The sequence below is a fragment of the Streptococcus sp. 1343 genome, assembly GCF_013277355.1.
GTDB classification, from domain to species: domain Bacteria; phylum Bacillota; class Bacilli; order Lactobacillales; family Streptococcaceae; genus Streptococcus; species Streptococcus pseudopneumoniae.
This window is the reverse complement of record NZ_VMMT01000019.1, coordinates 1-14,126: the sequence shown is the minus strand read 5'-3', so window position 1 is coordinate 14,126 and position 14,126 is coordinate 1. Positions and strand designations below refer to the sequence as shown.

11 protein-coding genes and 1 pseudogene are annotated in these 14,126 nt (G+C 37.8%); 5 read left to right on the top strand and 7 right to left on the bottom strand.

From position 1 onward, the window contains the following. Positions 1-6 precede the first annotated feature (6 nt). Both HT709_RS02735 and HT709_RS02730 read left to right on the top strand, forming a co-directional pair. Positions 7-417 (top strand): HIT family protein, encoded by a 411-nt coding sequence (locus tag HT709_RS02735; RefSeq protein ID WP_001278321.1) that lies wholly within the window; start codon positions 7-9, stop codon positions 415-417. A 9-nt stretch (positions 418-426) separates the two neighbouring features. Beyond that, positions 427-714: a hypothetical protein gene (locus tag HT709_RS02730; protein WP_000777749.1), complete on the top strand. Its 288-nt coding sequence runs from the start codon at positions 427-429 to the stop codon at positions 712-714. 682 nt (positions 715-1,396) lie between these two features. Here the strand turns inward: HT709_RS02730 and dnaJ are convergent. The 6 genes from dnaJ to HT709_RS02700 form a co-directional block, all read right to left on the bottom strand. Further along, positions 1,397-2,536 (bottom strand): molecular chaperone DnaJ, encoded by a 1,140-nt coding sequence (gene dnaJ, locus HT709_RS02725; RefSeq protein ID WP_014017330.1) that lies wholly within the window; start codon positions 2,534-2,536, stop codon positions 1,397-1,399. 278 nt (positions 2,537-2,814) lie between these two features. Further along, positions 2,815-3,216, bottom strand: a complete 402-nt coding sequence (locus HT709_RS02720) for a hypothetical protein (protein WP_000114360.1) — start codon at positions 3,214-3,216, stop codon at positions 2,815-2,817. A gap of 1 nt (position 3,217) precedes the next feature. Then, entirely contained in the window at positions 3,218-5,041 is a 1,824-nt protein-coding gene (gene dnaK / locus HT709_RS02715) for a molecular chaperone DnaK (RefSeq protein WP_000034669.1), read from the bottom strand. A gap of 475 nt (positions 5,042-5,516) precedes the next feature. Further along, positions 5,517-6,041: a nucleotide exchange factor GrpE gene (grpE, locus tag HT709_RS02710; RefSeq protein WP_000046024.1), complete on the bottom strand. Its 525-nt coding sequence runs from the start codon at positions 6,039-6,041 to the stop codon at positions 5,517-5,519. Positions 6,042-6,067: 26 nt separating this feature from the next. Beyond that, positions 6,068-7,102: a heat-inducible transcriptional repressor HrcA gene (gene hrcA / locus HT709_RS02705; RefSeq protein ID WP_000255760.1), complete on the bottom strand. Its 1,035-nt coding sequence runs from the start codon at positions 7,100-7,102 to the stop codon at positions 6,068-6,070. Between the two features lie 139 nt (positions 7,103-7,241). Continuing rightward, the gene (locus tag HT709_RS02700; protein WP_172925498.1) at positions 7,242-7,703 is read right to left on the bottom strand and encodes a DUF2812 domain-containing protein; all 462 of its coding nucleotides are present in this window, start codon (positions 7,701-7,703) and stop codon (positions 7,242-7,244) included. 607 nt (positions 7,704-8,310) lie between these two features. Between HT709_RS02700 and HT709_RS02695 the strand changes: the two are divergent. The 3 genes and pseudogenes from HT709_RS02695 to HT709_RS02685 all read left to right on the top strand — a co-directional run bounded on the left by HT709_RS02695 (position 8,311) and on the right by HT709_RS02685 (position 13,665). Next, positions 8,311-10,645, top strand: a pseudogene (locus HT709_RS02695) (DEAD/DEAH box helicase family protein). A 12-nt stretch (positions 10,646-10,657) separates the two neighbouring features. Next, the gene (locus tag HT709_RS02690) at positions 10,658-12,121 is read left to right on the top strand and encodes a class I SAM-dependent DNA methyltransferase (protein WP_000029046.1); all 1,464 of its coding nucleotides are present in this window, start codon (positions 10,658-10,660) and stop codon (positions 12,119-12,121) included. Continuing rightward, positions 12,121-13,665 carry a restriction endonuclease subunit S gene (locus tag HT709_RS02685; RefSeq protein ID WP_172925497.1) on the top strand — a complete coding sequence of 515 codons (1,545 nt, stop codon included), beginning with the start codon at positions 12,121-12,123 and terminating at the stop codon, positions 13,663-13,665. Before HT709_RS02690 ends, HT709_RS02685 begins: the two co-directional genes overlap by 1 nt. Here HT709_RS02685 and HT709_RS02680 read toward each other — a convergent pair. After that, on the bottom strand, positions 13,625-14,126 hold a 502-nt coding region (locus HT709_RS02680), incomplete at its 5' end, for a restriction endonuclease subunit S (RefSeq protein WP_226373517.1). The two genes, HT709_RS02685 and HT709_RS02680, sit on opposite strands and share 41 nt — an antisense overlap.

Sequence of the window (14,126 nt, the reverse complement as noted above, 5' to 3'; positions counted from 1 at the left end):
GATTTTATGTCAGATTGCATTTTTTGTAAAATCATCGCAGGGGAAATTCCTGCTTCAAAAGTATATGAAGATGAGCAGGTTCTTGCCTTTCTTGATATCTCTCAAGTGACACCAGGACACACCTTGGTCGTGCCAAAAGAACACTATCGTAATCTTTTAGAAATGGATGCTACTAGCGCCAGCCAACTCTTTGCCCAAGTACCAAAAGTAGCTCAAAAAGTCATGAAAGCTACCAAGGCTACTGGTATGAATATCATTGCTAACTGTGAAGAAGTCGCAGGTCAAACCGTCTTTCATACCCATGTTCACCTCGTACCTCGCTACAGTGCGGACGATGACCTTAAGATTGATTTTATCGCCCACGAACCAGACTTTGACAAACTCGCTCAAGTCGCTGAAACCATCAAAAATGCCTAAGGAGTTGCCATGAAATTATCCAATCTATTGCTATTTGCAGGAGCTGCAGCTGGAAGTTATCTGCTCACAAAAAATCGCCAAACCATCACAGATGAAGTCTTGAATACCACTGACCGCGTTCAAGCTATCAAGGACGATGTGGATATTATCCAAAACAGCCTACAAATCATTGACCAGCAAAAAGAACTCATCAAGGAATATCAAGAAGACCTGACTTACAAGTTTAAGGTCTTGGAAAAGGATATCCAGACTAGACTAGCTGTGATTAAAGAAACACAGGAAATCGAAGATAAGTAAAAAGAGCCAGTCGGCTCTTTTTTAAAACGTAAACAAGTTATATCCCATCAACTATACATCATAATTTAGGCAACTCATACTCAATAAAAATCAAAGAGCAAACTAGAAAGCTAGGCGCAGGCTGCTCAAAACACCGTTTTGAGGTTGTGAATAGAACTGACAAAGTCAGCTCAAAACACAGTTTTGAGGTTGTAGACAAGCCGACGCTGACGTGGTTTGAGGAGATTTTTAAAGAGTATCATTCACCATTTCACAACTAAATCGAAGATTTTCCGCCGTACTGAAAACGAGTCTGGGATAAAAGTCTAATCTTCAATATAAAAAGCGAACAAAACGAGTTATCTGACACTCAGAATTCTGTCTTGTTCGCTTTTTTATCTAATCTATCGATTTTTAAAATTTATAATAAAGAATTCCTGAAATCAAAATCTTTTTGTCTCAGACTCGTCCGGAAACTTTGAGACCTAGGCTCAAAGTTTAGGTATGGAACTTCGAAGAAGATCGCTACCGTCCGTCATTACTTAAGGAAAGTCTTAAAAAATCTATAAACAAAAAGAGCCACTCGGCTCTTTTTGTTTATACTCAATGAAAATCAAAGAGCAAACTAGGAAGCTAGCCGCAGGCTGTACTTGAGTACGGCAAGGCAACGCTGACGTGGTTTGAATTTGATTTTCGAAGAGTATTATTCTCCTTCAAAGGCATCTTTAATATGGTCAAAGAAGCCCTTTTTCTTTGGATTGACTTTTAAATCACCAGCAGCTGCAAATTCTTTCAAGGCTGCTTTTTGACGATCGTTCAAGCCTGTTGGTGTTACGACATTAACGGTAACATATTGGTCACCAACTGCACCACCACGAAGACTCGGAGCTCCTTTGCCACGTAGGCGGAATTTCTTACCAGTCTGAGTTCCCTCTGGGACAACCAATTCAACATCACCGTGAACAGTTGGAATATCTACTGTGTCACCAAGAGCTGCTTGGACAAAGTTGAGGTTGAGATTGTAGAAGATAGTAGTTCCTTCACGTTCAAACTTATCGCTGGCTTCCACAGAAACAACCACGTACAAGTCACCATAAGGTCCACCGTTAAATCCAGCTTCACCTTGACCAGCTAGGCGAATTTGTTGACCAGTTTCCACACCAGCAGGAATTTTGACATGTACGCTATGATCTTGTTTTTCATGCCCTGTTCCGTGACATGTTGTACATGGATCTTTGATTTCTTTTCCGCGACCATGACAGACATCACAGGTTACTTGACGACGCATCATACCAAGCGGAGTCTGCGTATCGACGTTAATGACACCAGCACCATGACAGCGTCCACAAGTGACTGGACTGGTTCCTGGCTTAGCACCTGAGCCATTACATGTACGACAGCTTGCTTCACGGTTGTATTTAACTTCTTTTTCAGCTCCAAAAATAGCTTCTTCAAAGGTCAAGTTCACACGATACTGGAGGTCATCCCCTTGGCGAGGAGCATTTGGATTGCGTGAAGCACCGCCTCCGCCGAAGAAACTTGAGAAAATGTCCTCAAAACCACCGAAGCCACCTGCCCCATTGAAACCGCCAGCTCCACCACCGAAGCCTCCAAATCCACCATTGGCGCCTGCAGCACCATATTGGTCATAGGCAGCCCGTTTTTGGTCGTCACTCAAAGTCTCATAGGCTTCTTGAACTTCCTTGTACTTTTCCTCAGCACCAGGCTCCTTATTGATATCTGGGTGATATTTTTTCGAAAGCTTACGATAAGCCTTTTTGATCTCGTCTGCCGAAGCGTTTTTTGACACCCCCAGACGATCATAAAATTCAGTATTGTTCATACAAGATACCAAGACCGTAAAATTCGACTGAAAAATAGGAAATCTGACGCTGGAGCGATGCTCCTAGACAGATTTATCTTTTTTCCGAGAATTTAGGTCGGGTTCAATTCCTTTCTGTTATATTAAGTAAGAAATTTGGGAACCCGTGTTCAATTCCCTGAACACATTTGTTCCTTTCTTTCATATTGATGAGACAAAACCCAAACAAATGATATTCCGTCCCTTTTTATCGAAAAACAGAGGCTGGGTTGCAACCTCTGCAAATAAGTAAATTAACTTTATTTTGATTTTAAATATCCTATAAGTACAGAAATATTTATATATTTTTGTCTCTTCTTAGTATTTGCTATAAAATTCCAATAGATTAGAAGGAATACACCGACAACCCAAATCATGCCCATTATAAACGATATTATAAATTCTGGTTTTTGTATGGTTGCTGATACTAGTGCTGATACTAGCGCTGACAACAATACTGAAGTAACAAAATTCCTTACCGCCTCATCATTTTTAACACAACTTTCATGCTCAGCTAAAATAATTGCTTTATACCTAGCCAAATATACTGCTGGAATATTATCTATAAAATCTTTTGCAGACTCATAACTATCAGCTTTATTACAGAAATCATTATAAACTTTTCGTGTATTTTTTAGATATTCTTCAGCCAATACACTCATCTTACTTTTCAGTAAACTCTCCGTCTACGACGTCATCGCCTGCGTTTCCTGTTGCTTGTGTGCCTTCTGCTCCTGCTTGAGCTTGTTGCGCTGCTGCTGCTTGTTCGTAGAGTTTAACAGCAAGTCCTTGAGCTTTTTCGTTCAATGCTTCAAGTTTTGCTTTCATATCGTCCAAGTTGTTGTCTTCTTGAGCTTTTTTAAGGTCATCAAGGGCAGATTGGGCAGCGTCACGTTCTGCGTCGAATCCTTTGCCTTCAGTTTCCTTGATTGTCTTTTCAGTCGCAAAGATCGCTTGGTCTACTTCGTTACGAAGGTCAACTTCTTCTTTACGTTTCTTATCTGCTTCAGCGTTAGCTTCTGCATCTTTCATCATGCGGTCAATTTCTTCGTCAGTCAAACCTGAGTTTGATTGGATGACAATTGTTTGTTCTTTTTGAGTTCCAAGGTCTTTAGCTTTAACAGACACGATACCGTTCTTGTCGATATCAAATGTTACTTCGATTTGAGGAATTCCACGAGGTGCAGCTGGGATATCTGTCAATTGGAAACGTCCAAGAGTCTTGTTATCTGCTGCCATTGGGCGTTCACCTTGAAGAACGTGGATATCAACGGCTGGTTGGTTGTCTGCCGCAGTTGAGAAGACTTGTGATTTAGATGTTGGGATTGTTGTATTGCGGTCGATGAGTTTTGTGAAGACTCCACCCATTGTTTCGATACCAAGTGACAATGGTGTTACGTCAAGAAGGACAACGTCTTTGACATCACCAGTAATCACACCACCTTGGATAGCCGCACCCATAGCAACTACTTCGTCAGGGTTTACTGATTTGTTTGGTTCTTTACCAGTTTCAGCTTTAACAGCTTCAACAACGGCAGGGATACGAGTTGAACCACCAACAAGGATAACTTCGTCGATTTCTGACAAGCTCAAACCTGCATCCGAAAGGGCTTGACGAACTGGAACTTTTGTACGTTCTACAAGGTCACGAGTCAAATCGTCAAATTTCGCACGAGTCAAAGTCATTTCCAAGTGAAGAGGGCCAGCTTCACCTGCAGTGATAAATGGCAAGCTGATTTGAGTTGAAGTTACACCAGAAAGGTCTTTCTTCGCTTTTTCAGCTGCATCTTTCAAACGTTGCATTGCCATCTTGTCAGTAGACAAGTCAATACCGTTTTCTTTCTTGAATTCTGCTACCAAGTGGTCAATGATTTTTTGGTCAAAGTCGTCACCACCAAGTTTGTTGTCCCCTGCAGTTGACAATACGTCGAAGACACCGTCACCCAATTCAAGGATAGAGACGTCGAATGTACCACCACCAAGGTCAAATACCAAGATTTTTTCTTCTTTGTCAGTCTTGTCCAAACCATAAGCAAGAGCTGCTGCAGTTGGTTCGTTAACAATACGTTCTACTTCAAGACCAGCAATTTTACCAGCGTCTTTTGTTGCTTGACGTTGAGCGTCGTTGAAGTAAGCAGGAACTGTGATAACTGCTTTGGTTACTTTTTCACCAAGATAGTCTTCAGCGTATCCTTTCAAGTATTGAAGAATCATAGCTGAGATTTCTTGTGGAGTGTATTCTTTTCCATTAGCAGAAACTTTTTCAGAAGTTCCCATTTTAGATTTGATAGAGATAACTGTATCTGGGTTTGTAACTGCTTGACGTTTCGCAGCGTCACCAACAATGATTTCTCCGTTTTTGAATGAGACTACAGATGGAGTTGTGCGGTTTCCTTCTGGGTTTGCGATGATTTTACTTTCAGTTCCTTCAAGAACTGCTACTGCTGAGTTTGTTGTACCTAAGTCAATACCGATAATTTTAGACATGTGTTTTTCTCCTTGTTAGTTAATTTTCTTTTTGATATTTCCCTTAAGTGGTGGGGACGTGAGCAACTCCCTTCGGGATTTCATCACTTATTTTTGAGCCTATTGTCTCAAAAATCCCCTGTTTCAGTAGCAAAAGCTACTGAAACTTTTACCACGGCGGGAAATATCTTCCTTGCAAGCCTCCGGCTTGCCTCTTATCTTTCTTCATAGTTTATTGTCGTTTCGGACAAGTTTTCTATTATGTAAATTGCGACACGAGAAGTCGAAATCGATTTTATTTCGACGACGAGTTAATAAGGAGGCTAGGCAAATGCCATAGCGATTGCCGTTTTCTGACGAGTTGCTTTAGCTACCGTCAGAATTGCCGAATCGAACACGCCCTAAGCTCTGAGTAAAAAAGATAGATTTTCTTGTGTTCATCGAACACTTCGTCAATCTCCTATTTTTACTGCGAGCTTTTTACGGGCTTTGTATCTTAGTTATACACCACTACCATTGCTGGGCGTAGGATGCGGTCATGGAGTTTGTAGCCTTTTTGGAAAACTTGGGCGATGGTATCTGCTGGGTGTTCATCGTCTGCTGGGAGAGTTTGGATGGCCATATGGTAGTTATGGTCAAATTCGCCATCTGCTGCGATTTCTTCAATTCCTTCTTCTTTCAAAGAGTGAATCAAGCTTTCTTGCACCATCCCCAAGCCCTTCTTCACATCATCTGTCAAACCTTCAACTGCAAGTGCACGCTCAAGGTTGTCAAGAGATGGTAAGATTGCTTTTGCCAAGTCCTGGCTACGATAACGTTGCAAGTTTTGACGTTCTTCATTGGCACGGCGTTGGATATTTTGCATTTCTGCATGAGCGCGAAGATATTTGTTTTCGAACTCATCTGCACGTTCATTTGCCAAGTCCAACTCAGACTTTTCAGGAGTTGTTTCTTCAGCTGTTTCCACAACTTCCTCTTCTTGAACTTCTTCTACTTCTTCCTTTTTTATATCTTGGGCCATGTTCGCCTCCTTTAATGATTTCAATCTTAGTGTACTTCGTAATGATTACTGCTGAGGTAGCGGTAAAAATCTGTCAACTTCATGGTCAAAACACGGTTGACCACATTGACTTGGTTGATTAGCTGTTGGTAATCCAGATTGACTGGACCGATAATGGCTAGAATTCCAACTCCCCGATAAGGAATGAGGAACTTGCTACTAATCACCGCTAGGTCAGCTAGACAGGACTCTTGACTGTCTGCAACACAGACATTTTGCATCTGATCTTCACGCAATCCCTCACGAATCTCCAGAGCCACCTTTTGCGGTTGGTCAAAGAACTGATAAGCTGCCAGATTGGCAAAATTCAAGAGATTGACCTTGCCCGCCACCACAATGTTTTCGTTGAACATTTCCTTAAAGATGTGTTCAAAGAGATCAATGACATTGTCCGTTGTTGTAAAGTATCGCTGGATAATCTGCGGAATCTCCGTCCGAATCTTGTAGTGAATATCTAGAACAGTGTGACCGAGGAAACGTTCTCGAATGATTGCCTTCAGTTTCAGCAAATCTTCCTGCAAGAAGTTCCTTGGAATCAGAAACTGACTGGTAACCGTTCGCGACTCGTCTAGGGTAAATACTGCCAAGGCTGTATGTTGCCCCAAAACAACGATATCAAAGGCTGTCAACCACTGCCTGCTGGGCTCAACATCCAGTGCCACTACCGTACAGCCACTCAAGTCTGTCAGTAGATTAGCAGCCTCTTGCAGAATATCCTCCAATTTGAAGAATTCCTGATCAAAGGCTTTGACAATCTCATATACCTCATTTTCAGCTAGTCGGTCAAAATCCAGTGAGTGTTTCACATAGTACTGAAAACCAGCAACACTTGGCATCCGACCACTTGAAGTATGAGCCTTCTCAAGCAAACCTTGCTTTTCTAGAGCCGCCATGTCATTACGAATGGTAGCACTGCTAGAGTTAATAGACTCTTGCAAGGCTTTGGATCCGACAGGTTCGTGCGTTTTGGTAAAGATGTCAATAATCAGATTTAAAATATCCTGCTGACGCTCTGTAACCATCTCATCACTCCTCTCTGTCTGATCGATTAGCACTCGATGCACTCAAGTGCTAACTTATGATTCTATTATACACCCTTAAAAGAGAATGTCAAGACAAAAACTCAAAAAATTAGCACTCTTTTATCAAGAGTGCTAAAAATCAGTCTGAAGACCTAAAGGCATATAGAGCAAAAATGACAAAGAAAGATTGCGACAGTTCTTCCCGAAACAAACTCATACAAACAACAAAACCTCCTAAGAAAGTAGCTGCACATGAACGAAGTCTATATCGCATAACTTCCCACCTGAGATTATTACTCATATAGACTTGATCCTCTGAAAGTATATCAGAAGCCGATTTACGAAGAATCGAACAAAAACCTGCTCCTATCAATTCCCAACCTCTATTTCTAAAATCTTGCAGTTCATGCTTATATTTTTTAAGAAATCTAGAATCATAGATACGGTAGATGACATCGTCTGGTTGACATTGGTCAAGATAGAACAAACCAAAACGACCCGTTCTATATCTCCAACCTTTCAAATGCATCTCATGCAAATACTCTTCTTCCTTGTCCAAATCAACAATGGTGAAAATCCGAAATTCTACTCTGCTATTCATTGTCTTACCCCAAAATTAGAAAACATGCCTAGCGTTATTTATTAGATAATTCTTTCCATTTTTGACTCAATCTCCAAAAAATATAAGAAATCTGAACCGCAAAAACTATCAATAAAACCCAATCTATTATGAAAATCAAAAACACTTTCCAACTGAAAGAACTACCTCCAGTGACAAACTTTGAGAAAAACGGTAGTAGAGCTAAAAAGAGAAGTAAAATAGGAAGCATCCGCATTGTTAAAATCCTTTTGACATAAAAAAATCTTTATTTAAACTAAAATATTATAGCAAAATTTACGCCAGTTTTTGAACGGCTGATGTAGATATTTTATACTTTCAAAATGTTTAAATGTGATTATTTATTTTTGAAAAATAGCTCACCAGCCCGACTGAAAGTGCTTATAGAATGATAATAAGTTGCCTGCCGAAAACAGTGAAAAATAGCGGTGTTATGCGGAGATAATCTGACGCGATGCGAAAATATATTGCATACTTATTTTCAACAATTTAGCAGAGTATTTTTATAAGTGTGATATAATAGAAGTATAATTTGTTCTGATAGTTTATTTTATGGAGAAGTAGATTTTTAGAATGCGGAGGGTTCAATATGGTTGAGTTTATAAAGTCTAAGAAAGAAATGAGTGAGGAGGATATTAAAGCAAATTTCATCACTCCTGCTATTGTATCCAAAGGATGGAAAAATGGTGAACATATCGCTTACGAAGAATACTTCACTGATGGTCGAATTGAAGTTAGAGGAGATAAGGCTCGTCGTAAAGAAGGAAAAAAATCAGACTATTCACTGTATTACCAATTTGGAACTCGAATTGCAATTGTTGAGGCAAAGGATAATAAACACAGCGTTCGAGCAGGATTACAACAAGCTATTGAATATGGAGAGATTTTAGATGTTCCATTTGTTTATTCTTCGAATGGTGATGGCTTTATTGAACACGACCGTATCACGAGAGAAGAACGTGAGTTGGAGTTAGACGAATTCCCTACTCGTGAAGAATTATTTTCTCGTATGACGAAGGAAAAAGGATTGACGTACGAAATTACAGAAGCTATCTCAACTCCATACTATACAGACGCCTTCTCAATGAAAACGCCACGCTATTATCAGCAAATAGCTATCAACCGTACTATTGAAACAGTTGCCAGAGGACAAAAACGAGTAATGTTTGTGATGGCAACAGGAACGGGGAAAACGTTCATGGCTTTTCAAATTATTCATCGCCTTCGAAAAGCTGGTTTGGCTAAACGAGTTTTATTCTTAGCAGATAGAAACATCTTAGTAGACCAAACGATGGCTGAAGACTTTAAGCCATTCGAAAAGATAATGACGAAAATTACACCAAAACTTTTGACTGCTCCAGAAAAATTAAATTCTTTTGAAATTTATCTAGGGCTTTATCAGCAACTAACTGGTGAAGATGGAACTGAAACACATTATCAAAAGTTTGACAAAGACTTCTTTGATTTAGTCATAATTGATGAAGCGCACCGTGGCTCAGCTAAGGAAGACAGTAACTGGCGTAAGGTGATTGATTATTTCAGTTCTGCGACACAGATTGGGATGACCGCTACTCCTAAAGAAACCAAGAATGCTTCCAATACGGAATTACTTTGGTGAGCCAATCTATACTTATAGTTTAAAACAGGGAATCGAGGATGGTTTTTTGGCTCCATATCGTGTTATGAGGATTAATTTAGATGTGGATGTGGATGGTTATCGTCCAGAAACTGGAAAAGTTGATGCTAACGGACAATTAATAGAAGATAGGTACTACGGCAGGAAAGATTTTGACAAAACCATTGTCATTGATGATAGAACGCAAAGAGTTGCCAAGTTTGTTTCTGATTATATGAAGCAAAACAATGCACGATTTGATAAAACAATTGTTTTTTGTGTTGATATTGACCATGCCGAGCGAATGCGTGCTGCACTTGTAAAAGAGAATCTAGACTTAGTCCAAGAAGACTATCGTTATGTCATGCAAGTAACTGGTGACAACGCTGAAGGAAAAGCTCAACTGGATAACTTTATGGATGTCAATTCTAATTTTCCCGCTATTGTAACAACGTCTAAATTATTAACGACAGGAGTTAATGCTAAAACATGTCGTTTGATTGTTTTAGACTCTAATATCCAATCCATGACTGAATTTAAACAAATTATTGGTCGTGGCACACGTCTTTATCCTCAAAAGGGGAAAGAATTTTTTACGATTATTGATTTTCGAAATGTTACCAATTTGTTTGCTGACCCTGATTTTGATGGTGAACCAGTGAAGGTTCTGGAAACGGGCGCAAAAACAAACAATGGTACTACACCTGGTTTTGTAAACGAAGGTGGTGACCCAGTAGAAAAATATATCGTTACAGACAAGCAGGTTACCATTCTTAATTCTACTGTTCAAGTATTGGATGAAAACGGGAAACTGATTACCGAAAGCCTGACCGACTACACTCGGAAGAATATCTTAGGTAGCTACGCCACTTTGAACGATTTTATCACAGTTTGGCATACGGCGGATAAAAAGAAGCTTATCTTAGACGAACTTTATAAAAAAGGAGTTTATCTAGATGCTATTCGAGAGTCGGAGGGAATATCAGAACAAGAAATCGATGATTTTGATTTACTCCTAAAACTTGCCTATGGTCAAAAAGAATTAACCAAAACGGAACGTATCAATAAACTCAAACAAAGCGGATATTTATATAAATATAGTGAGGAAGCGCGTGCTGTTTTGGAAATTTTACTGGACAAATACATGGATAAAGGTATTGGAGAACTCGAAAGCATTGAAACATTAAAACTTCCAGAATTTCAGATATATGGTGGAACCTTCAAAATCATCAATACTTATTTTGGAGATAAAAAACGATATTTACAAGCAATTAAAGAATTGGAGAAAGAGCTATTTACAGTAGCTTAATGAAAGGAAAGTATGTCAATTACATCATTTGTAAAAAGAATTCAAGATATCACTCGAAACGATGCTGGTGTTAATGGTGATGCTCAACGTATTGAGCAAATGTCTTGGTTATTATTCTTAAAAATTTATGATAGCCGTGAAATGGTTTGGGAATTAGAAGAAGACGAGTATGAGTCAATTATCCCAGAGGAATTAAAATGGCGGAATTGGGCTCATGCTCAAAATGGAGAGCGGGTATTGACAGGCGATGAATTACTTGATTTTGTCAATAACAAGTTATTCAAAGAGTTGAAAGAGCTTGAAATAACTTCAAATATGCCTATTCGAAAAACGATTGTTAAATCAGCTTTTGAAGATGCGAACAACTATATGAAAAATGGCGTCTTGTTACGCCAAGTCATCAATGTTATTGATGAAGTTGATTTCAATAGCCCTGAAGATCGTCATTCGTTTAATGATATTTACGAAAAAATTCTTAAAGATATTCAAAATGCTGGGAACTCAGGAGAATTTTATACGCCACGTGCAGCGACTGATTTTATTGCCGAAGTTCTTGACCCAAAACTTGGAGAATCAATGGCAGACCTTGCTTGCGGAACAGGAGGCTTCTTGACTTCGACTCTGAACCGTTTAAGTAGTCAACGTAAAACTAGTGAAGATACCAAAAAATATAATACAGCTGTTTTTGGTATTGAAAAGAAAGCATTTCCTCATCTTTTAGCAGTTACAAATCTGTTTCTTCACGAAATTGATGACCCTAAAATTGTTCATGGAAATACTTTGGAGAAAAATGTTCGTGAATATACGGATGATGAAAAATTTGACATTATTATGATGAATCCACCTTTTGGAGGGTCAGAATTAGAAACAATAAAAAATAACTTTCCAGCAGAATTACGGAGTTCTGAAACGGCTGATTTATTTATGGCTGTCATTATGTATCGTTTGAAAGAAAATGGTCGTGTTGGAGTTATTTTACCTGATGGTTTTCTATTTGGTGAAGGTGTAAAAACTCGCTTGAAACAAAAACTGGTAGATGAGTTCAACTTGCATACGATTATTAGGTTGCCTCATAGTGTCTTTGCACCGTATACAGGAATCCATACGAACATTCTTTTCTTTGATAAAACAAAGAAAACAGAAGAAACTTGGTTTTATCGTTTAGATATGCCAGATGGTTATAAAAATTTCTCGAAAACTAAGCCGATGAAGTCAGAACACTTCAATCCTGTTCGTGACTGGTGGGAAAATCGTGAAGAGATTCTGGAAGGTAAGTTCTACAAATCTAAATCATTTACACCTAGTGAATTGGCTGAGTTGAATTATAATTTAGACCAGTGTGGTTTTCCAAAAGAGGAAGAGGAAATCTTAAATCCCTTTGAGTTGATTCAGAATTATCAAGCGGAAAGAGCAACTTTAAATCATAAGATTGATAATGTATTAGCTGATATTTTGCAGTTGTTGGAGGACAAATAATGACACCAGAACAACTTAAAGCAAGTATTCTCCAAAGAGCGATGGAAGGGAAATTAGTGCCGCAAAATCCCAATGACGAACCTGCAAGTGAATTATTAAAGAGAATTAAAGCTGAAAAAGAAAAACTTATCAGTGAAGGAAAAATCAAACGAGATAAAAAGGAAACTGAGATATTTCGTGGTGATGATGGGAAACATTATGGGAAGTTTGCTGATGGAAGTATAAAAGAGTTTAAACATAATATACCTAAAGGATGGGCCATAGTTTATTTACCAGACATTTGTGCATTAGAGGACGGCTCAATAAAAAGAGGTCCTTTTGGTAGTTCTATAACAAAGTCAATGTTTGTTCCGAAAGGAAAACATACATATAAGGTTTATGAACAAGGTAATGCTATAAGAAAAACTATAGATTATGGAGACTATTGGTTAAAAGAGAGTGATTATATACGTTTAAAAAATTTTTCAATAAAAGCAGGAGATATTTTAATATCTTGTGCAGGTACTATTGGAGAAATCTTTCAAATACCTTCAAATTATTATAATGGAGTTATAAATCAAGCATTATTAAAACTTACGTTAAACTCAGATATAATAGATTCACAGTATTTTAAATGGATGTTTACGAGTTTGATTAATACACTAAAAGAGCATTCTATAGGTTCAGCGATAAAAAATTTAGCTTCAATAAAATTTTTAAAATATGAAGTTCCTATGTTATTGCCTCCACTATCCGAACAACAACGAATAGTAGAAGCAATCGAATCAGCTTTAGAAAGAGTAGATGAGTACGCTAAAAGTTATAATAGACTCGAACAGCTAGATAAAGAATTTCCAGATAAACTAAAAAAATCTATTCTTCAATATGCTATGCAAGGAAAATTAGTTGAACAAGACCCAAATGATGAATCAGTCGAAGTTTTACTTGAAAAAATACGAGCAGAAAAACAAAAACTCTTTGAAGAAGGCAAGATTAAAAAGAAAGATTTGGACATTTCTATTGTTTCCCAAGGAGATGATAACTCTTATTATGGGAAGATACCTATGAATTGGGTACAGACAACATTAAATTATATAGGAATAATTAGTACTGGTAACACGCCATCTAAAAATAGCCCTGAAAACTACGGCGGCGAAATACCATTCTATAAACCTGCTGATTTATTACAAGGAGAACTATACAATGCAACTGAATATTTATCGGTTCTAGGAAATACAAAATCCAGAAAAATAAAAGCAGGTTCTATTTTAATAAATGGTATTGGAAATATTGGAATTGCTGGGATTGTTCGTGTTGATGGAGCGTTCAATCAACAAATGCATGGCATAGAAGTATTTAATTTTGTCAACTCAAAATTTTTACTTTTAGCTATACAGTCTGATTTTATGCAAAAACAATTCAAGAACAATACATCATCTACCACTATTCCTATATTAAACAAAACTAGATTTTCTCAAACTATAATTAATTTTCCAGGTATACGTACACAAAAATTAATAATTACTAAAGCTGAGAAACTTTTTGAAAAAGTAAATCAATTTTAGCGACAATTCTCTTTTGTTCTAAAACTGAAGGAATACCTATTATTTTAGATTTTAGATACGAATAATGTCGAGCATAGCCCCTGTTCCTAACAAATAATAGCGTATAGTCTAAGTGGTATTTTAAAAATTTTGCAGATAAGCAAATTGGAGACAGAATTTTTACTCCGTCTGCACCAACAACAAAAGGGAAGTCTATAATCTTAAGATTTCTTGTATGGTCACCAAATATTACAACGTCTGTTTTATAGTCTAGAATCTTAGAAAAATTATTAGAAAATCCTTCAACTAATATTTTAGATTGACTAACTACTGGAATCTTGCCCTCTTTTACAATTTCAGACTGTTTTATTTGATAAGGCTTAGCTGAAATAGTTGTTACAATTTTTTCTAAAGGAGCTAGCAACCAAGTTGATCTTCTTGGAAAATCTATTTCAATTTTAATGTTATTCAGATAATAAGAG

Excerpts from the sequence above, each read along its gene's own strand:
- HT709_RS02735 (WP_001278321.1), top strand. The coding sequence starts at position 7 with ATGTCAGATTGCATTTTTTGTAAAATCATCGCAGGGGAAATTCCTGCT.
- HT709_RS02730 (WP_000777749.1), top strand. The coding sequence starts at position 427 with ATGAAATTATCCAATCTATTGCTATTTGCAGGAGCTGCAGCTGGAAGT.
- dnaJ (WP_014017330.1), bottom strand. The coding sequence starts at position 2,536 with ATGAACAATACTGAATTTTATGATCGTCTGGGGGTGTCAAAAAACGCT.
- HT709_RS02720 (WP_000114360.1), bottom strand. The coding sequence starts at position 3,216 with ATGAGTGTATTGGCTGAAGAATATCTAAAAAATACACGAAAAGTTTAT.
- dnaK (WP_000034669.1), bottom strand. The coding sequence starts at position 5,041 with ATGTCTAAAATTATCGGTATTGACTTAGGTACAACAAACTCAGCAGTA.
- grpE (WP_000046024.1), bottom strand. The coding sequence starts at position 6,041 with ATGGCCCAAGATATAAAAAAGGAAGAAGTAGAAGAAGTTCAAGAAGAG.
- hrcA (WP_000255760.1), bottom strand. The coding sequence starts at position 7,102 with ATGGTTACAGAGCGTCAGCAGGATATTTTAAATCTGATTATTGACATC.
- HT709_RS02700 (WP_172925498.1), bottom strand. The coding sequence starts at position 7,703 with ATGAATAGCAGAGTAGAATTTCGGATTTTCACCATTGTTGATTTGGAC.
- HT709_RS02690 (WP_000029046.1), top strand. The coding sequence starts at position 10,658 with ATGTCAATTACATCATTTGTAAAAAGAATTCAAGATATCACTCGAAAC.
- HT709_RS02685 (WP_172925497.1), top strand. The coding sequence starts at position 12,121 with ATGACACCAGAACAACTTAAAGCAAGTATTCTCCAAAGAGCGATGGAA.